Consider the following 18058-nt stretch of genomic DNA (forward strand, 5'->3'; position numbering starts at 1 on the left):
ATAGCATCGCCAGGCGCTCACTACGGCATCAGGGTAGCGCCGAGCGAGCGATTTGAGGAGGCTCTCGTGCCCGCGACCAGGCGACTTCTTGGCCTGATCACGGACATCAGGGAACAAAGTGCAAGATTCGGATACGATGTCGAACTGAGTTTAGTGACTTCCCGTCGATGGCACGGAATCTGTATTGGGTTGGCCGGTCGTTTTTGGGGAGCTATGGTGTTCCGACGTTCGGACGGGGGCAGTCTGGAGCGATTGCGACGGGTGAGCCGCCCCAAGGCACCAGTCATCTTGATGTAATCGCGGTGTGTTGATTGGGGGCGTTTTCCATGCCGCACGAAGCGCAATTGCGCGGAGCGTGTCTGTTTGCTTTGAGCGGAGTTCCGGCTTCTACGGCAGATTGAGGCCCGCGCGTCTGTCATCGGACGCCGCGGCTGGAGGCCCGGATGCAGGATTCATCACGTAAGAGCCGGGACGGCGCGCTGTCGGCTCCGGTCTTCGGGATTGTCGCCGATGCGGTGGCATACATGATCGACGCCGGCCAACGGACCGTGCTGTTCATGGATGTGCTGCGTCAACGAGGAAACCAGTATGAGGAGCATCTCGCGGAGCTCGCCCCGCACGTGCTCCACTATTCGGCCGAGCTTGTTGTGGATGGGCGTCACCTTGATCGGCCCGTGAACTATGTTCTTGCGCGCATCGTTCCACCGGCGGGCGTCGTGATTGAGGCGAGGCGGCGGCCCTTCGTCGTCGTGGATCCGCGCGCGGGCCATGGTCCTGGGATTGGGGGCTTCAAGGCCGACAGCGAGATCGGCGTTGCTCTCAAGGCCGGCCATCCGTGCTATTTCATCGGCTTCTTGCCTGATCCGATGCCCGGCCAGACGATCGAGGACATTGCGCGCGCGGAGGCAGTGTTCCTCGAGAGGGTCATTGCGCTGCACCCTGACGCGGACGGCAAACCTTGTGTCATCGGCAACTGTCAGGCGGGCTGGGCGCTCATGATGCTGGCCGCCATGCGCCCGGAGCTGTTTGGTCCGCTGATCGTCGCGGGATCGCCCCTGTCCTACTGGGCGGGCGTGCGCGGGCGCAATCCGATGCGCTACTCCGGTGGCTTGCTCGGCGGCAGCTGGCTGACGGCGCTCACCAGCGATCTCGGGCACGGCAAGTTCGACGGCGCGTGGTTGGTTCAGAACTTCGAGAACCTCAATCCCGCCAACACCCTTTGGGGCAAGCAGTACAATCTCTACAGCAAGATCGATACGGAGGCGCCGCGATACCTCGAGTTCGAGCGGTGGTGGGGAGGCCACGTCAACCTGAACGCCGAAGAAATCCAGTTCATCGTCGACGAGCTGTTCATCGGCAACAACCTCGCAGCCGGCCGGATCCAGACGTCGGACGGAACGGCTGTTGATCTGCGGAACATTCGCTCGCCCATCGTGGTTTTCTGCTCCAAGGGAGACAACATCACGCCGCCCCAGCAGGCGCTCGGGTGGATTCTCGATCTTTATGAGGATGTCGACGAGATCCGGGCCTATGGACAGACGATCGTGTACACTGTCCATGAGTCCGTCGGGCATCTGGGAATCTTTGTTTCCGGTGGCGTCGCCCGCAAGGAGCACGGCGAGTTCTCCAGCAATATCGACCTGATCGATGTTCTGCCGCCGGGTCTCTACGAGGCCGTGTTCATTCCCAAGACCGGGCAGACCACGGGCGTCGACCTCGTCTCTGGCGAATGGATCATGCGTTGCGAGGCGCGGACGCTCGACGACATCCGGGCACTGGGCGGAAACAGTGCTGACGACGAGCGCCGGTTCGCCACGGCTGCCCGTGTCTCGGAGATCAACCTGGCGCTGTACCGTGCCTTCGTTCAGCCTGCGGTGCAGGCCTTCTGGCCGCCACCCATGGCCAAATGGATGCACGAAATGCATCCTCTCCGCCTGCAGTACAAGCTCTTCTCCGATGCCAATCCCTGGATGGCTCAGGTGCAAGACAAGGCTCGGGAAGTGAGAGAGAACCGCAAGCCGGTTACGGCCGCCAATCCTTTCGCCGCCGTTCAGCAGAGCATGTCGGCTCAGATCGTTGGAGGCCTCAATGCTTGGCGTGACATGTGCGAGGCGGCCAGCGAGTCGATGTTCCTGTCGGTCTACGGGTCTCCCGCGCTGCAGGCGGCGGTAGGGATCGATTCCGATGACGCAGGGCCCCAGCGGCGTCCGCCGAAGAGCGCACTGCATCGCGAGCTGGTTGAATTGCGCATAGCGCAGCTGAAGACCCAGATCACTTGTGGCGGGTTGCGAGAGGCGTTGGTCCGGGCGCTGCTCTATGTCGGACTGCCCAGGGGCGCGGTCGACGAGCGGGGCTTCGAGGCCATCCGTCGCGTGCGCAATGCCGTGGACGAGGGCACGCGGCAGACGCTGGCTGAATTCAAGGCCATGGTGCGTGAGCAATTCTTCATGCTCATCGTGGATCAGCAAGCTGCGCTCGCGGCGATACCGGCCCTTTTGCCAAATGACGCCGATCAACGTCGCAAGGCATTCGCTACGCTGTGCCAGGTGCTGGAGGCTGCCGGCCAGATCGCTGGCGAGCCGGCGCACAGGCTGATGCAGGTGGAGAAGCTGTTCGATCCGGATGCGGAACCAGCTGCGGACCATCAGAGCGGCCAGAGAATGACAAAGCTTGAAGGAACAAAGGCATCATAAGGACATGCCGGCGATTCGGCATGCCCGACTGATCGCGGGGTCTTTGGAATGACATCTCCTGACGTATCGGCTGGCGCAGTGCCGCACGCCAAGTATGAACGCCTGATCGCGCGCGCTCGGCAGGTCAAGGCGGTCACGACCATTGTGGCGCATCCCTGCGACGAGACTTCGCTGCGCGGGGCGGTAGAGGCCGCTGACGCCGGGATAATCGTGCCCATGCTCGTCGGCCCCGTGGCGAAGATCGCCGCCGTTTCGAAGCAGCATAAGCTTGATGCGTCGCGGTTCGAGATCGTCGACGTCCCGCATAGCGATGCGGCCGCGAACAAGGCGGTCGAGCTGATTCATCAGGGCAAAGGTGAGCTCTTGATGAAGGGCAGCCTGCACACCGATGAACTGATGCGGGCGGTCACGGCGTCGTCGACCGGCCTGCGCACCGCGCGCCGCATCAGCCACGTGTTTGTGATGGACGTGCCGACATACGCCGAAACACTGTTCATCACTGACGCCGCTATCAACATCTTCCCCGACCTGGACGTCAAGCGAGACATCATTCAAAACGCGATAGACCTGTTCACGCAGGTCGGTTTGGGGACGCCCCGGGTTGCCATCCTGTCGGCCGTCGAAACGGTGACCACCAAGATTCCATCGACCATCGAGGCCGCTGCTTTGTGCAAAATGGCCGATCGCGGGCAGATCACCGGCGGATTGCTCGACGGTCCGCTTGCCTTCGACAATGCGATCGACCCGGAAGCAGCAAGGATCAAGGGGATCCGATCGGAAGTCGCAGGGCGCGCCCAGATCTTGGTCGTGCCCGACCTCGAGGCCGGCAACATGCTTGCGAAGAATTTGACCTTCCTGGCAAACGCGGATGCTGCCGGTATCGTGCTGGGCGCGCGCGTGCCGATCATCCTGACGTCGCGCGCCGACAGCGTGCGTGCACGCATGGCGTCGTGCGCTGTTGCGGTTCTCTATGCGGACGCCCGCCGGCGCACGGTGGCGGTGCCCGCCGCATGAGTTCCCGCGACGCAATTCTCATCGTCAACGCCGGCTCCTCGAGCGTCAAGTTCCAGGTCTTCGGCATTGGCACGGCCGGGGAGCCAGTGCGCCTGATCAAGGGCCAGGTCGATGGCATCGGGACGCGACCGAGGTTGCGGGCCAGCGACTCCGACGGGGCGGTTCTCATCGATCGCATGTCGACCGTTGCGGATATTCCGGATGTTCCGGCAGCGCTGCACGCGGCCGGCGATTGGCTGCGCCAACAGCACGGAATCAATCCGGTTGCCGTGGGTCACCGTGTCGTGCACGGCGGGCCAGAGTACGACAAGGCGGTGCTGATCGATGCGGATGTCATTGCACGGCTGGAGAAATACGTCCCCCTCGCGCCCCTGCATCAGCCCAACAATCTTGCACCGATCCGGACGATCGGCGAGCGCTTTCCCGGGTTGGCCCAGGTTGCGTGCTTCGATACCGCCTTCCATCGTGCTCACGACGCGCTTGCAGATCACTTCGCGCTCCCCGAGCACCTGCACGACGAGGGTGTGCGACGCTACGGGTTCCATGGTCTGTCCTACGAATTTATCGCGAGCCGCCTTCCGGCTGTGGCACCCGATATCGCGACCGGCCGGGTCATCGTCGCGCACCTCGGCAGCGGTGCCTCGATGTGTGCGCTCAGCAATGGCAGGAGTATCGAAAGCACGATGGGGTTTACCGCGCTGGACGGCTTGCCGATGGGCACACGTCCGGGGCATCTCGATCCCGGCGTGATTCTGTACCTGATCGGACAACAGGGCATGAGCGTCGCCGGGGTACAGGAGATGCTCTACCACGATTGCGGTTTGAAGGGGCTGTCGGGCATCAGCAACGACGTGCGTGAGCTCGAGGCGAGCACCGACCCAAGGGCGCAGTTCGCGCTCGAGTACTTCGCGTATCGGATAAGTCTATGCGCAGGCATGCTGTGTGCAGCACTCGGCGGCCTCGATGCATTCGTGTTCACGGCCGGCATTGGCGAGAACTCCGCCGGCGTTCGCGCGAGGACCGTTGCCAGGTTGAAGTGGCTGGGCGTCGAGCTGGATTCGGCTGCCAATGCCAGCCATGCGCTCAGGATCTCGAGACCTGAAAGCAGGTGCCCTGTCTACGTGATCCCAACGGACGAGGAGCTCATGATCGCTCGCCATACGATGACATTGATCGCCGATCGCGACGTGTCCGATCCTGCTCTCGCGAGGTCGTGATGGCTATCGAGCGCGTACGCGCCTCCCTTGAAGGCCGCAAGGCGCTCGTTGTCGGCATCGCCAACGAGCAGTCCATAGCATGGGGATGCGCCAAGTGGCTGCGCGCCCTGGGTGCCGATATCGCCGTTACCTACCTTAACGAGAAGGCGAAGCCGTACGTCGAGCCGTTGGCACAGGAGCTCGAGGCGCCGATATTGATGCCGCTTGACGTGCGCCAGCAGGGGCAAATGGAGACGGTGTTCGAGCGGATCGAACGGGAGTGGGGGCAGCTGGATATCCTCGTCCACTCCATCGCCTTCTCGCCGAGGGAAGCACTACAGGGGCGCGTGGTCGATGTGCCACGTGATGGCTTCCTGACCACGCTGGACGTCTCTTGCTGGTCCTTCTTGCGCATGGCCCATCTGGCTGAACCGCTGATGACGAAGGGCGGGACGCTCTTCACGATGACGTACTATGGCAGCCAGATGGTCGTCGAGAACTACAACATCATGGGCGTCGCAAAGGCAGCCCTGGAAAGCGCCGTGCGCTATGTAGCTGCCGAGCTGGGCCCCAAAGGCATTCGCGTTCATGCGGTTTCACCGGGACCCCTGGCGACGCGGGCGGCCTCGGGTATTCCCGAATTCGACGACTTGCTGGAAAAAGCCCGGGAAAAGGCGCCGGCTCGGCACCTGGTCAGCATCGACGATGTCGGGGCGGCGACGGCATTTCTGGCGCTCGACCAGGCACGTCTCATCACGGGCGAGACACTCTACATCGACGGGGGATATCACATTATAGATTAGGAGCAGCCGCAAGGCGGCCTGGCGCCTGCCTTGCCGTGGGCGAGGTGGATTGCTTGTCATGCGCGTCCGCACGCAGCGTCAGCAATCTAACCGGACGTTCAGCAGAACAGCAGAAATTGCAAGAACAGGATACATGCCCTGCGCCGGCGTAGGTTAGTCATGCGTGCAAGCGCGTACGCATATCGGCGAGAGCGGAGGGAGCGATGCTGGTCCGCGTGCTCCGAAAGGGCAGAGTCAGCGCCCGGCCACCGGATGAACCGGCCGCCACGGCGGTGCCAATCAACGGCGCAGCGTTATCCACCTATCAGGACGCTGACGGGAGCAGGTGCGCCGAGCCAGTGCTGCGTGACGCGGCCGGCTCCGACAACACAATGGCGCCGGAGGCCGGAGGAGAGGAGGGATCGCTGCTGCGTACGCCGGAATTGCGCCTGTCGCCGGCCGACGGCTGCGAGCCCGCAGCAGGCAATGGCGTAGATCAGCGACTTGGCAGGGCGGGCGGCATCGATGAGCTGCTTCTCGAAGCATTGGCGCGCGAGACGTTGGCAACCTGTCGCGCCGACATTCTGGCGGCCCGTCAGATCGTGCTGGCCTCGCGCAAACCCGAAGGCATCCATCGCACGCGGGTAGCCCTGCGCCGTCTGCGCGCAGCGGCCAAACTTTTCGGGCGTGCCTTGCAGAACGAACGGGTGTTGGCGCTTGCCAGTGAGGCCAAGCGCTTTGCCTGTGCGTGCGGTGCCGCGCGCGATCTGGATGTTTTCCTGGCCAGCGCCTTGAAGGAGGCCCAAGAGCATTTCGTGAGGCAAGCGGACACGGCCGAAGCGCTGCGATCATTCCGCGCGACCGTGCTCCGCCGGCGCCGTGGACAGCATGAGGCGGCTCGATTGGCGCTGAGCAGCACCTTGTTCGAAGCACTCGATGACCGTTTGAAGGAGTTGCTCGCTGAACCACTGCGGACGACGCTGGATTCGTGCGTCTGTGAACATCCGCAGGACGGTATGCCGCCGGGCGGGGCGCTGGGATTGGCGGGCGATGCCAGGGTCTTTGCTCGCGAGGCGCTGCAGCGACGTGACCGGCGGCTGCGCAAGAAGCTCAAGCGGTTCGATAAGCTCGACGCGGCGCAGCGCCACCAATTGCGCCTGCGCGTCAAGAAGCAGCGGTATGCCGCTACGTTCGTCACGTCGCTCTTCGATCACAGGGACGCTTCGGCCTACATCCAGGCGACTGCCGCGCTCCAGGACGCGCTCGGATTTGCCAACGACCGGGCCACGGCCGTCTATGTTGTGGCCGACGTGCGGTCATTCGCTCATCCACGGGGGCGGGTTGACTGGGGCGCGGGCGTGCTCAAGGGTTGGCTGGAAGCGCTAGCGTTGGCGGGCCAGGCTGACCAAGCCGTGCTTTCGGCGATCAAGCACTTTGCGAGGGCGCCACGATTCTGGCGCTGATCATCGCCGTCGATCTTGGAGCTGGCCATGCGGATTGCTCCCGGCGCGTTTGCTCTGAAGGTCTTTCCAATCCTCGCCCAGCTCGCCTCCTACAGGCGCGGATGGCTGAGATTCGACGTCCTGGCCGGCCTTTCGGTTGCGGCTGTGGCGCTGCCGACGGCTATTGCCTATCCGGCTATTGCCAACTTGCCGGTCGAAGTGGGGCTGTACGCGGCCATCGTGCCTGCGGTCGGTTACGCACTCTTCGGTCCGTCCCGGCAGCTGATGATAGGGCCGGACACAGGAACGACGATCGTGCTCGCAGCGGCCCTTGTTCAGCTCGGTATTGCCGGCCCGGACGAGCGGGTAGCAGCGGCGGCGGCGCTTGCCACACTGACCGGCCTGTTCTGCCTGCTTGCAGGCCTCGTGCGCTTCGGCTTCGTCGCGAACTTTCTTTCCCGGCCTGTTCTCCTGGGCTTCCTGGCCGGCGTCGCCCTGAGCCTGCTGATCGGCCAGATTGGGCGGCTGACAAGCATCCGGATCGAGTCTGAGGGCTTGTTGCGGCCGATCCTCGAACTGGTGTCGAAGGTGGGGCAGGCGCATCTGCCCACGGTGCTCACCGGTTTCGGGCTGCTTCTTCTCCTGCGCATCCTGCGTGCTGTCGCGCCACGGTTTCCCGGTCCTCTTGTGGCGATTGTCGTGGGCCTGCTCGTGGCGTGGGCTGCCGACCTTCCGCGCCATGGCGTGGCTGTCGTTGGGACCATCCCGACGGTACTGCCGACGCCGGGCTTACGCTGGCCGGCGGGAGTCGGGTTGGATGAGCTTGCCCTTGCGGCGCTGGGTGTTCTGCTCGTGAGCTTCGGCAGCGGCATAATCACGGCCCGCAGCTTCGGCGCGAAAAATCACTCTTACGTCGACAGCAACCGCGAGCTGCTTGGCTTTGGCGCTGCGAATCTCGCGTCGGGTCTTTTCGGCGGCTTCCCTGTGACCGCCTCCGACTCGCGCACGGCGGTGAATGATGCGGTCGGCGGGAAGACCCAGGTAGCGGCGTTGGTGTCGGCGGCCGCTCTGCTGGGCTCGGTGCTCTTCCTGGGCAACGTGCTCGCCTGGTTGCCGATCGCGGCCCTGGGGGCGGTGCTGGCATCCGCAGCGATCGACCTGATCGACGTGCGTTCGCTCGCCTCGCTCTGGCGGATGAGCCGGATCGAGTTCATGGTCGCGATCGGCACTATCCTCGGTGTCGTCGTGTTCGGCGTGTTGAAAGGCGTGATCCTGGCGGCAGGGGCGACGCTCGCCCATTTGCTGTGGCTTGCCTCGCAACCACGTGACGCGCAGCTCGGCACCATTCCAGGTCGCGACGGGCTCTATAAGCTCCACATCCACGCCGACGCGCGAGCGCTGCCCGGGCTCGTCCTCTACCTCGTCCAGGCCGGCCTCGTATTCTTCAACGCGGAGTACGTCAAAGCCCGCATTCTTGCGATCGCGGACTCGCAAGAAACGCCTCCCGCGTGGTTCCTGCTCGACGGCAGCGCCATCAATCACCTGGATAGCACGGCAGTGGAGATGCTGGAGGAGGTGCGGATCGAGCTTGGTCGGCGCGGGATCGCATTCGGCATCGCGGGGCTGCACAGCGGTCCGCGAGTGATGATCGACCAGTCTGGCCTGAGCGATCGCATGGGTCGCAGCATGCTGTTCGAATCCGCCGAGGCTGGCGCGGCCGCATTCCAGGCACGATCTTCGCGCCAGTCAATGGCCTGACGATGCGGCCCCGGCGGAATCAGAACTTCGGCGGTACCATCCTGTAGGGGTACTCGGGTTCCTCATAGCCGTGGCGCTTCTGCCGGTCCGGCAGCTTGATCTTCTCGCGCGGCACCTCTTCGTAGGGAACCTTGCTGAGAAGGTGGGTGATGATATTCAGGCGCGCGCGCCTCTTGTCATCGGAATGCGCGACGTACCACGGCGCCCAGGCCGTGTCGGTTGCGTTGAACATGTCGTCACGTGCGCGCGAGTAGTCGTACCAGCGGCTGTACGACTTGAGGTCCATGGGTGACAGTTTCCAGATCTTGCGCTCGTCATCGATACGGGCTTCCAGGCGTCGCGTCTGCTCCTCCGGACTGACCTCCAGCCAGTACTTGATGAGGATCACGCCCGACTCGACGATCGTTCTTTCCACAGCTGGCACCGCAGACAGGAATTTCCTGGCCTGTTCCTCAGTGCAGAATCCCATGACGCGCTCGACACCCGCTCGATTGTACCAGCTGCGGTCGAAGATCACGATTTCTCCCGCCGCCGGCAGATGGGATATATAGCGCTGGACGTACATCTGCGATCTTTCACGCTCGGTCGGCGCAGGAAGAGCGATGACGCGAAACACGCGGGGACTGACGCGCTCCATGATCGCCTTGATCGTGCCGCCCTTGCCGGCGCCGTCGCGTCCCTCGAAAACGATGCAGATCTTGGCGCCGGTGGCCTTGACCCATTCCTGAAGCTTGACGAGCTCGACGTGCAGCTTGGCGAGCTCCTTGCGGTACTGCTTGTTTGTCAGCTTGTCCGGAGCGTCGGCCTCCAGGGCGTCATCCTTTCGCTGGTTCTTTGCCATCGCGTCACTCCCTGGTAGGGCTTTCGCCATCCGCGATCATAGGGCCGACGCAACCCAGCTGACATGCAGCCTGCTATCCCGAACTTGCACAAATGTGCTGGGGTGCTCGACGAACTTGGCGCCAGCAAAATGCGATATGCGATACGCGCGAGTGGTTGAACGGTAGTCGCCATCGGCCCTAAAGCGTGTACAATGAACTGGTTGGTCTGGGGAGAACAACAATGGCTAAGCAGTGGGGGACAGCCGCGGGCGCGGTGCTGGCCTCGTTCGTTTGCGGCGCGGGCATGCTGGCGCCGGCGATCGCCCAAGCGCCATCCGGCACGGTGGAAATCAACCAGGTGCAGATAGCCTTCCTGGTGAGCGGCAACCTTGGCAGCGGCAAGATCCAGTTCCAAGGCCGGACCTACAGCTTCTCCATTGGCGGCCTGGGTATAGGTGGCATCGGGATCAACAGGCTCGACGCTGTCGGCACGGTATACGGCCTCACCCGCATCGAACAATTTCCCGGCCTGTACGGCGGCGCCCGGACAGGCATAGCAGCCGGCGACACCGGCCGCGGCCAGCTATGGCTGGAGAACACCAACGGTGTGAGGATGAACCTGAGAGCCAGACGCGAGGGCTTGGCGCTGACGGTCGGCGCTGACGGCATCGTCGTCCAGATGAAATAGGCGGACTGTGGAGGCGAGGATGATTACACGGGTCATCGCGCGGACCATCCTGTCCGCCTTGCTCGGCCTTGCCATGGTCGGCGCGGCGCAGGCGCAGTCCGAGGAGACCGAGATCGCGGCATTTTCGGTGGTGCGGGGCAAGGGCAGCGGATTCAAGGTCGCCGAGAAGCTCGGCACGTTTGTGGGCACGCTCGAGGGCCCCTTCTTCGTCGATGGCGGGGAAGGGCCGGTGAAGGCGGGTAGTCTCGTCTGCTCGGCAACGCTGGAGATCAAGACCGAGGATCGCGCGTACAAAGGCAGTGGCCGCTGCCTCATTGCGGGAGAGGAAGGCGGCGAGGTCTACGGCCAGTGGACGTGCGAAGGCCATTTCCTTGTCGGCTGCAGCGGCGTGTTCACCCTGACCGGGGGGACCAACCGGTTCGCCGGCATAACAGGCGGCGGGCCGATGACCATGCGCACCAGCGTCGGCAAGCTCGGCGCTGGAACGGCCGTGAGCCAGAATGTCGAAGTAGAGGGCATCTTGTTTTGGCGGGAGTTGAAATACAAGCTGCCATGACCCGCCTTGACGCCCGTTCTGCAAAGAGTCTGCCTGCGTGCGAAGGGGAGGGTGTGTTGCACGGTTCTTCGAAGCGAGGACAGAGGCACGAGCGCCGGCCCGTGCTGTTTGCCGCGTTGCTGGCCCTGGGCCTCGTCGCTGCCGGGATACCGGCCGATGCCTTTGCGCAGCAGGCAGGGGCACCCGCGGTCGGTGTGGTGAAGGCGGAGCGACGGCCGATTACCACGACGTTCGACTTCGTCGGCCGCGTCGAGGCGATCGGCAAGGTGGATCTGCGCGCTCGGGTCACCGGCTTCCTGCAGGAGCGGGCCTTCGAGGAAGGCACGGAGGTGACCGAAAACGAGCTGCTGTTCAAGATCGAGCCGTCGCAGTTTCAGGCCGAGGTTGAGCAGCGCAAGGCGGACCTGGCGTCGGCGCAGGCCGAACTGGTCAACAAGAAGCTTGATCTGACGCGCGCGCAGGAGTTGGAGCGAACCCAGGTCGGGACCCGAGTGCGCCTCGAGAACGCCACAGCGGCGCAGCAAAAGGCCGATGCCGCGGTAATGGGAGCTGAGGCGGCTCTCAAGCTTGCCGAAATCAATCTTGGATACACCGAGATCCGTGCCCCTCTTGCGGGCAAGATCGGCCGGTCCACCTACACGGTCGGTGCGCTGGTTGGCTCCGATGCGGGCACCCTGGCGACGATCGTGAGCCAGGACCCGATGCGGGTGTCGTTCCCGATCTCGGTGCGCGAGGGCTTCGCGATCCGGGAGCGGCTGGGTGGCGGCAACGGGGCCGCCGCCAATGTCCGCGTCCGGATCAAGCTGCCGGATGGATCGGACTACCCGCATCTGGGCAAGATTGACTTTGTCGACAGTCAGGTTGACCGCAGCACGGATACCGTCCTGATACGTGCGACCCTTGCCAATCCGGTGATACGCAAAGGCAGCGGCAACGCGCGTGATCTGATCGACGGTGCCGTCGTCACCGTCAAGATCGAGGGTTCCGAACCGCAGATGGCGGTCACTGTGCCGCGCAGCGCCATGCTGGTGGATCAGCAGGGGCCGTACGTCATCGTGGTCGACAAGGAGTCGCTTGCCCAGGTTCGCCGGGTGCGCATTGGGCAGGGAACGGCCGAGATCGCAGCTATCGATTCGGGCCTCGAGGCCGGCGAGATGGTTGTCGTCGAAGGCGTGCAGCGCGTGCGGCCCGGCCAGCCGGTGACGCCAACGCCTGTAGTGCCCGCGACCCGCCAAGATCGGATGCCCAAATGATCTCGTCCGTCTTTGTCGATCGGCCCAGGATGGCGATCGTGATCGCGATCGTCATGACGATCGCCGGCCTGCTCGCGATGAGCCGCATCCCGGTCGCACAGCTTCCCGACATCGTGCCCCCCCAGGTGCAGGTCTCGACCAACTATCCTGGCGCCTCTGCCGCTGTCGTCGAGTCGACCGTCGCTCAGGTGATCGAGCAGGAGGTCGTCGGCGTCGACAAGATGATCTATATGAAGTCGACGAGCGCAGATGACGGCTCCTACACGCTGAACATCAGCTTCGAGCTCGGCACCAACCCCGACATCAACACGGTCAACGCCAACAATCGCGTCCAGTCGGCACTGTCGAAGCTGCCCAGTGATGTCCAGCGCAACGGCGTGACGGTCAAGAAGAAATCAACCGCCATCCTGCAGTTCCTCACCGTCTACTCCCCAGGCGCCAAGCTCGATTCGCTGTTCGTCAGCAACTACGCCGTCATCAACGTTGTCGACGAGCTGAAGCGCGTACCCGGCATCGGTGACGTCTTCGTGTTCGGCCAGACGGACTACTCGATGCGGATCTGGTTCCAGACCGATCGCCTGACCGGACTGCAGGTCACCCCGGGTGACGTCATCGCCGCCATCCAGAGCCAGAACGTGCAGGCGCCGGCCGGACGCATCGGTGCCCGGCCGATCTCCGAGGATCAACAGTTCCAGCTGAACATTCAGACCAAGGGGCGGCTCGTCACGGCGGAGGAGTTTGGCGAGATCATCATTCGCGCCAATTCGGACGGCTCGTTGCTGCGTGTGCGCGACGTTGCGCGCATCGAGCTGGGGGCCAAGACGGAAGACATTGCGACGCGGCTGGACGGTGCCCCGGCGCTGGGCATCGTCACGTATCTGGCGCCGGGCGCCAACGCCGTGCAGACCGCCGATCGTGTGCGCGAGACCATGGAGCGTCTGGCCAAGCGCTTTCCCGATGGTCTGGCCTGGAAGCCGATCTATGACGCGACCCAGTTCGTGAAGGACACGGTCGAGGTCGTCATTCACACGCTGTTCGAAGCCTTCATCCTGGTCGTGCTGGTGGTCTTCATCTTCCTGGGCAATCTGCGCGCGACGCTGATTCCCGCGATCGCGGTGCCCGTAAGCCTGATCGCGACCTTCGTGGTGCTGAACGCGATGGGCTATTCGGCCAACACCGTGTCGCTTCTGGCGATGGTGCTGGCGATCGGCATCGTTGTCGATGACGCCATCGTGGTCGTCGAGAACGTCGAGCGCGTGATGGAGGAAGACCATTCGCTCTCGCCCGCTGATGCGACCAAGAAGGCGATGGGCGAGATCACGGCTCCCATCATCGCCATCACGCTGGTTTTGCTGTCGGTATTCGTGCCGATCGGCTTCATTCCCGGCATCAGCGGGGAGCTGTTCAAGCAGTTCGCGGTGACCATCAGCGTCTCGATGGTCTTCTCGGCGATCAACGCGCTCACGCTTTCGCCGGCGCTGTGCGCGATCCTGCTGCGGCATACGGAACGCCGGCCGAGAGTCATCGAGTACATGCAGGGCTGCATTGATCGTGTGCGCGACGGCTATGGCATGATTGTCGGACGTCTGGTGCGCGTGGCGGCGCTCAGCCTGGTGGCGACGGCAGTGTTCGGGGTCGCGACATGGTTTGCCATGCAGGCGACGCCCAGCGGGTTCCTGCCGGAGGAGGATCAGGGGGCCTTTTTCATCCACGTTCAGCTGCCGGATGGTGTGAGCACGTGGCGCACCGAAGCTGCCGTCAAGCAGATCGAGGAGATCGTCGCACCCCTTCCGGGAAAGAAGGATGCGCTCGCCGTCGTCGGCTACAATTTCATCGATGGGGTAGCCCAGGCGAATTCAGCCTTCCTGCTGGTATCGCTCAAGCCCTTCGCCGACCGCACGGAAGCCGCCGAGAGCGCCCAGGCGTTGATTCGGAAGACGGCGGCCGGGTTGCAGGATGTGCGGGTCGCCGTCGCGTTTCCCTTCAACCTGCCTCCCATCATCGGCCTTGGGACCGGGGGCGGCTTCGAGTACCAGCTGCAGAACCTCGAGGGGCGGGACCCGGCCGACATGGCGGCCGTGATGAGAGCCTTCATCGTCGCGGCCAATCAGGACCCGAAGCTGGCGCGCGTCAGCTCGACCTTCTCGGCGACTGCGCCCAGCCTGTTTCTCGATATCGATCGAGCCAAGGCGCAGACTCTCGGCGTGAAGATCAGCGACATCTTCAACGCCCTGCAGGCGACGCTTGGGGGCTACTACGTCAACGACTTCAACCTGTTCGGCCGCACCTGGCAGGTCAAGCTCCAGGCGCTGGCGGAGGATCGGGGGGCTGTGCCGGACATCTTCCGCATCCAGGTCCGCAGCTCGAGCGGGCAGATGGTGCCGATGCACAGCCTGGCACAACTTCGTATCGTGCAGGGCCCGCAGACGATCGTCCGCTACAACAACTCCCGCAGCGTCAACGTGCAGGGCGCGCCGCGGCCAGGGGTCAGCTCAGGCGACGCGCTGCTGGCCATGGAACAATTGTCGGATCAATACCTGCCGGCAGGGTACAGCTACGAATGGACCACCACGGCCTTCCAGGAGCGCCGCGCTTCCGGGCAGATCGGGGCCATCCTGGCAATGGCCGTTCTGTTCGCCTACCTGTTCCTGGTGGCGTTATATGAGAGCTGGACGATTCCCGTGCCGGTCCTGCTGTCCGTGGCGGTCGGCGTGCTGGGCGCCTTCGGTGGCATCATCGCCGGTGGTCTGGCGCTGGACCTGTACGCCCAAATCGGCATCGTCGTGCTGATCGCGCTCGCCGCCAAGAACGGCATCCTCATCGTCGAGTTCGCCAAGGAGCAGCGCGAGAGGGGGGTGCACCTGCTGCATGCGGCAACCGAGGGGTCGCGGTTGCGGTTCCGGCCCGTGATGATGACCTCGTTTGCGTTCATCCTCGGCCTGGTGCCCCTGGTCTGGGGCACCGGCGCTTCGCAGATCGCGCGTCGCTCTGTTTCGACGCCGGTCTTTACCGGCATGCTGGCGGCATCGATCGTCGGCATCTTTGTGATCCCGATGCTGTATGTCACCTTCCAGGCTGGACGCGAGTACGCCAAGGCGCGGCTGGCGGCTGGCTTGTTCACCAAGCTGCGTCCGGCGCCGCCGCCGCCCCACGCCGCCCAAGAGGGGCACACGGGCGCCGACGGCTGAGCCTGGATATTCAAACGTCGATGCATCGGGCGAGCGCATCAGGGTGTGATCATCTTGGCGCACGAAGCTGCCTGCCAGGCAGCAAGAGGACCGTGACATGCCGCCCCTGGAGTACGTCGTCACCATAGCGGGCGCGGCTTCCTTGCTATGCGGTGTGCTCACCTTCGTCGCGGCGCTCGATCAACGCCGCCGCGTGGGGCGGCCGCGGGAACAGTGCGCGGTGCCGGTGACGGTCATCATCCCTGTCACGGGCGCGGCACCGTCGCTGGACGATCTGTACCGCCGGCTCCGACACCAGACCTGTCCGCCGACGCGGCTGCTCCTGGCGGTCGAATCGGAGAGCGACCCGGCCTACCGCCGAGCCATCGGCCTGGCCGGTGCCAGCGCGTTTCCAATCGATGTCGTCGTGGCCGGATTGGCATGCCACGGCACCCAGAAATGCCACAACCTTGCCGTCGCGTTGCGGCGTGAAGACCTGCTCGAAGAATACGTCGTCCTGGCCGACGCGGACATAGCGCCGGAGCCGACCTGGTTGAGCGATCTGCTGATCCGGGTGCAGCGCCGCACGGCCGATATCGTGACCGGCTACCGCTGGCCGATGCCGACGGCGGTGAACCTGCCGACGATGCTCTATGCATGGCTCGACAGGGCGGTGGCGACCTTGCCGAAATGGGACTTCCTGGGGCTTTGCTGGGGCGGGTCGCTCGCCGCACGCCGCGACACCTTGCGCGCGATGGCAGCCGCCGATGTCCTCGGGCACGCCGTCACCGACGACCTCGCGCTGGCGGACGCGGCGCGGGCGCAATCGATGCGCGTGACGTTTCGCAGCACCGTGCTACTGCCGACGCCGGCGGCCCATACCTGGGAGTCGCTGCTGGCCTTCGGCATACGGCAGTATCAGTTCGTCCGCTTGTACCGGCCGTCCGCATGGTGGCTTGCCGTTGTGATCGTGGCGGTCAATCTGCTATGCAGCGACGCGCTGGTCGTCCTGGCGTTCTCGAGCGGCGCTGCGGCATTGCTGCTGCTGGCCAATGGGCTGGTGATGCTGTTGATATGCCTCGTACGCTTCGATATCAGCATGCGATGTGCCGCCACCGCACCGGGACCGCGCCACGAATGGTTGTTCCTTCTGATGCCGTTTGCCGGCGTGCTCCTGCACAATCTGCATGCCTTCGTGCTGCTGCGCAGCTGGTCCTGCCGTCAGGTCGTGTGGGGCCGCTGGACCTATCGGCTTGAGGGATTGCAGGTGGTGGGGATCCGGCGGAGTGGTTGGGGCGCCCGCGATGCGGCGGCGCCGGGGGAGGTCGATGCGGTCATTGGCCAATAAGGTCGCCCTGTCATGCGTGACCTGGCTCACGGTGCGCTTCGCCCGGCGGCCGTTGCGGCTGTTCTGGGCCAGCCATTTCCGGCGCGATCTGCTGTGCTACGACCTGCCGTCCTTCCAGCTGGTGATCGGCAACTCGCGCGACGCGGTTCAGCGGGTCCTGGTCAGGGGGGCTGCCCAGTACCCCAAAAGCCGGGTGATGAAGCCGCTGCTGTCGCCGGTCATCGGCCGGGGGCTGTTCGCATCCGAGGATCCGGACGTCGCCACGATCCGCCGCATGTTCGTGCGCGCGATCGCCCAGGTCGATGACGAGGCGGTCGTGGCAGCCAGCTTCCGCCTGCTGGAGGAGTACAAGGCACGCTGGCGCCGTGACGGGCTTCTGAAGCGGCTGCCCGTGTCGGCCGAGATGTCGCGCCTGACGGTGGACGTCGTGTCCGAATGCCTGTTCCGCATGCGCTTCACCGAGGCCGAGAGCGCCGCGTTCACGCGGCTGTTCTTCAGCTATCAGAAGCTGTCGAGCCCGCTGCGCCTGTTTCCCTGGGTGGGCAAGAGCGTGTTCGCGCCCATCCGCCGGTTCCGGCAGAAGCGGGTGGCGGAGCGCATGCGCGCGCTCATACGGAACCGGTTCGTGCACGCCCTGCGCGACGACTCGTCGCCGGCCGCTTCGGCGCCGTTCGCGCGGGCCGTCGCCGAGCGCGAGCGCACCGGCGAGGCACCGCTGTCGGACGAACGCCTGCTGGACGAGGTCGCGGTCATGCTGCTGGCCGGGCACGAGACCAGCGCCTCGGCCATGTCCTGGCTGCTGCGCGAGCTGGCCGGGAATGAGGCGCTGCAGCAGCGCCTGCGCCAGGACATGCAGGCATCCGGGGCGCCCGACACCCGGGCGGCGTCGGAGGCGTCGCTGCTGAAGTCGCTGATCAACGAGGTGCTGCGGCTCTATCCGCCGATCCCGATCTATCCCCGGGACGCGACGCAGGCGGACACGATCGAGGGCCGCCAGATCAAGGCCGGGGCCTTCGTGCTGGTCTCGCCCTGGCTCATCCACCGGCATGCGGAGCTGTGGGGCGACCCGCTGTCGTTCAACCCCGACCGCTTCCGCACGCCCTCGTCGGCAGACGCGGTGAACCGGTTCATGCCTTTCGGCTCGGGGCCACGGGCCTGCCCCGGCAGCCGATTCGCCATGGCCGAGATGCAGGCCCTGGTGAGCGGCATCGTGCAGGCCTTCGACCTGCGCCCGGTGAAGGAGCCCGTGGCCCAGCCGCTGGGCAATCTGACGACACGGCCGGACCGCGAGATCCACGTGACGCTCGAGCCGTTGCCGGGCGCTGGTTGACATGGCGGCG

At 64.7% G+C, this 18058-nt stretch carries 13 protein-coding genes; 12 read left to right on the forward strand and 1 reads right to left on the reverse strand.

Annotated elements, in window-relative coordinates:
• The first annotated feature begins 443 nt into the window (after positions 1-443).
• The 6 genes from FHP25_RS13470 to FHP25_RS13495 all read left to right on the forward strand — a co-directional run bounded on the left by FHP25_RS13470 (position 444) and on the right by FHP25_RS13495 (position 8885).
• Positions 444-2693 (forward strand): DUF3141 domain-containing protein, encoded by a 2250-nt coding sequence (locus FHP25_RS13470; RefSeq protein WP_147847453.1) that lies wholly within the window; start codon positions 444-446, stop codon positions 2691-2693.
• Between the two features lie 48 nt (positions 2694-2741).
• Positions 2742-3707, forward strand: coding sequence for a phosphate acetyltransferase (locus FHP25_RS13475; protein WP_147847454.1), 966 nt, complete (start codon positions 2742-2744; stop codon positions 3705-3707).
• Complete coding sequence (locus tag FHP25_RS13480) at positions 3704-4924, forward strand: acetate/propionate family kinase (protein ID WP_147847455.1); 1221 nt, start codon at positions 3704-3706, stop codon at positions 4922-4924. The genes FHP25_RS13475 and FHP25_RS13480 overlap by 4 nt, the downstream gene beginning before the upstream one ends.
• Positions 4924-5706: an enoyl-ACP reductase FabI gene (gene fabI / locus FHP25_RS13485; protein WP_147847456.1), complete on the forward strand. Its 783-nt coding sequence runs from the start codon at positions 4924-4926 to the stop codon at positions 5704-5706. The genes FHP25_RS13480 and fabI overlap by 1 nt, the downstream gene beginning before the upstream one ends.
• Before the next feature lie 203 nt (positions 5707-5909).
• Positions 5910-7148: a CHAD domain-containing protein gene (locus FHP25_RS13490; RefSeq protein WP_147847457.1), complete on the forward strand. Its 1239-nt coding sequence runs from the start codon at positions 5910-5912 to the stop codon at positions 7146-7148.
• Between the two features lie 27 nt (positions 7149-7175).
• The gene (locus tag FHP25_RS13495; protein ID WP_147847550.1) at positions 7176-8885 is read left to right on the forward strand and encodes a SulP family inorganic anion transporter; all 1710 of its coding nucleotides are present in this window, start codon (positions 7176-7178) and stop codon (positions 8883-8885) included.
• Between the two features lie 19 nt (positions 8886-8904).
• On the opposite strand, the gene ppk2 is transcribed toward FHP25_RS13495, so the two are convergent.
• A complete protein-coding gene (gene ppk2, locus FHP25_RS13500) occupies positions 8905-9726 on the reverse strand; it encodes a polyphosphate kinase 2 (RefSeq protein WP_147847458.1) in 822 nt (273 codons plus the stop codon).
• A gap of 221 nt (positions 9727-9947) precedes the next feature.
• Between ppk2 and FHP25_RS13505 the strand changes: the two genes are divergently transcribed.
• From FHP25_RS13505 to FHP25_RS13530, 6 genes are all read left to right on the forward strand, one after another.
• Positions 9948-10394 carry a hypothetical protein gene (locus FHP25_RS13505; RefSeq protein ID WP_147847459.1) on the forward strand — a complete coding sequence of 149 codons (447 nt, stop codon included), beginning with the start codon at positions 9948-9950 and terminating at the stop codon, positions 10392-10394.
• A 19-nt stretch (positions 10395-10413) separates the two neighbouring features.
• On the forward strand, positions 10414-10950 hold the full coding sequence (locus FHP25_RS13510) for a hypothetical protein (RefSeq protein WP_147847460.1): 537 nt from the start codon (positions 10414-10416) through the stop codon (positions 10948-10950).
• A gap of 101 nt (positions 10951-11051) precedes the next feature.
• A complete protein-coding gene (locus FHP25_RS13515; protein ID WP_178133507.1) occupies positions 11052-12203 on the forward strand; it encodes an efflux RND transporter periplasmic adaptor subunit in 1152 nt (383 codons plus the stop codon).
• Positions 12200-15391: an efflux RND transporter permease subunit gene (locus tag FHP25_RS13520; protein ID WP_147847462.1), complete on the forward strand. Its 3192-nt coding sequence runs from the start codon at positions 12200-12202 to the stop codon at positions 15389-15391. The genes FHP25_RS13515 and FHP25_RS13520 overlap by 4 nt, the downstream gene beginning before the upstream one ends.
• Before the next feature lie 154 nt (positions 15392-15545).
• The gene (locus FHP25_RS13525; protein ID WP_178133508.1) at positions 15546-16718 is read left to right on the forward strand and encodes a glycosyltransferase family A protein; all 1173 of its coding nucleotides are present in this window, start codon (positions 15546-15548) and stop codon (positions 16716-16718) included.
• Positions 16699-18048: a cytochrome P450 gene (locus tag FHP25_RS13530; protein WP_178133509.1), complete on the forward strand. Its 1350-nt coding sequence runs from the start codon at positions 16699-16701 to the stop codon at positions 18046-18048. Before FHP25_RS13525 ends, FHP25_RS13530 begins: the two co-directional genes overlap by 20 nt.
• Positions 18049-18058 lie beyond the last annotated feature (10 nt).

Origin of the sequence: Vineibacter terrae, assembly GCF_008039615.1 — a bacterium.
GTDB lineage: Bacteria > Pseudomonadota > Alphaproteobacteria > Reyranellales > Reyranellaceae > Vineibacter > Vineibacter terrae.

Coding starts and splice junctions, on each gene's coding strand:
- fabI (WP_147847456.1), top strand. CDS start 4,924: ATGGCTATCGAGCGCGTACGCGCCTCCCTTGAAGGCCGCAAGGCGCTC.
- ppk2 (WP_147847458.1), bottom strand. CDS start 9,726: ATGGCAAAGAACCAGCGAAAGGATGACGCCCTGGAGGCCGACGCTCCG.
- FHP25_RS13520 (WP_147847462.1), top strand. CDS start 12,200: ATGATCTCGTCCGTCTTTGTCGATCGGCCCAGGATGGCGATCGTGATC.
- FHP25_RS13480 (WP_147847455.1), top strand. CDS start 3,704: ATGAGTTCCCGCGACGCAATTCTCATCGTCAACGCCGGCTCCTCGAGC.
- FHP25_RS13505 (WP_147847459.1), top strand. CDS start 9,948: ATGGCTAAGCAGTGGGGGACAGCCGCGGGCGCGGTGCTGGCCTCGTTC.
- FHP25_RS13470 (WP_147847453.1), top strand. CDS start 444: ATGCAGGATTCATCACGTAAGAGCCGGGACGGCGCGCTGTCGGCTCCG.
- FHP25_RS13475 (WP_147847454.1), top strand. CDS start 2,742: ATGACATCTCCTGACGTATCGGCTGGCGCAGTGCCGCACGCCAAGTAT.
- FHP25_RS13530 (WP_178133509.1), top strand. CDS start 16,699: ATGCGGTCATTGGCCAATAAGGTCGCCCTGTCATGCGTGACCTGGCTC.
- FHP25_RS13495 (WP_147847550.1), top strand. CDS start 7,176: ATGCGGATTGCTCCCGGCGCGTTTGCTCTGAAGGTCTTTCCAATCCTC.
- FHP25_RS13510 (WP_147847460.1), top strand. CDS start 10,414: ATGATTACACGGGTCATCGCGCGGACCATCCTGTCCGCCTTGCTCGGC.
- FHP25_RS13490 (WP_147847457.1), top strand. CDS start 5,910: ATGCTGGTCCGCGTGCTCCGAAAGGGCAGAGTCAGCGCCCGGCCACCG.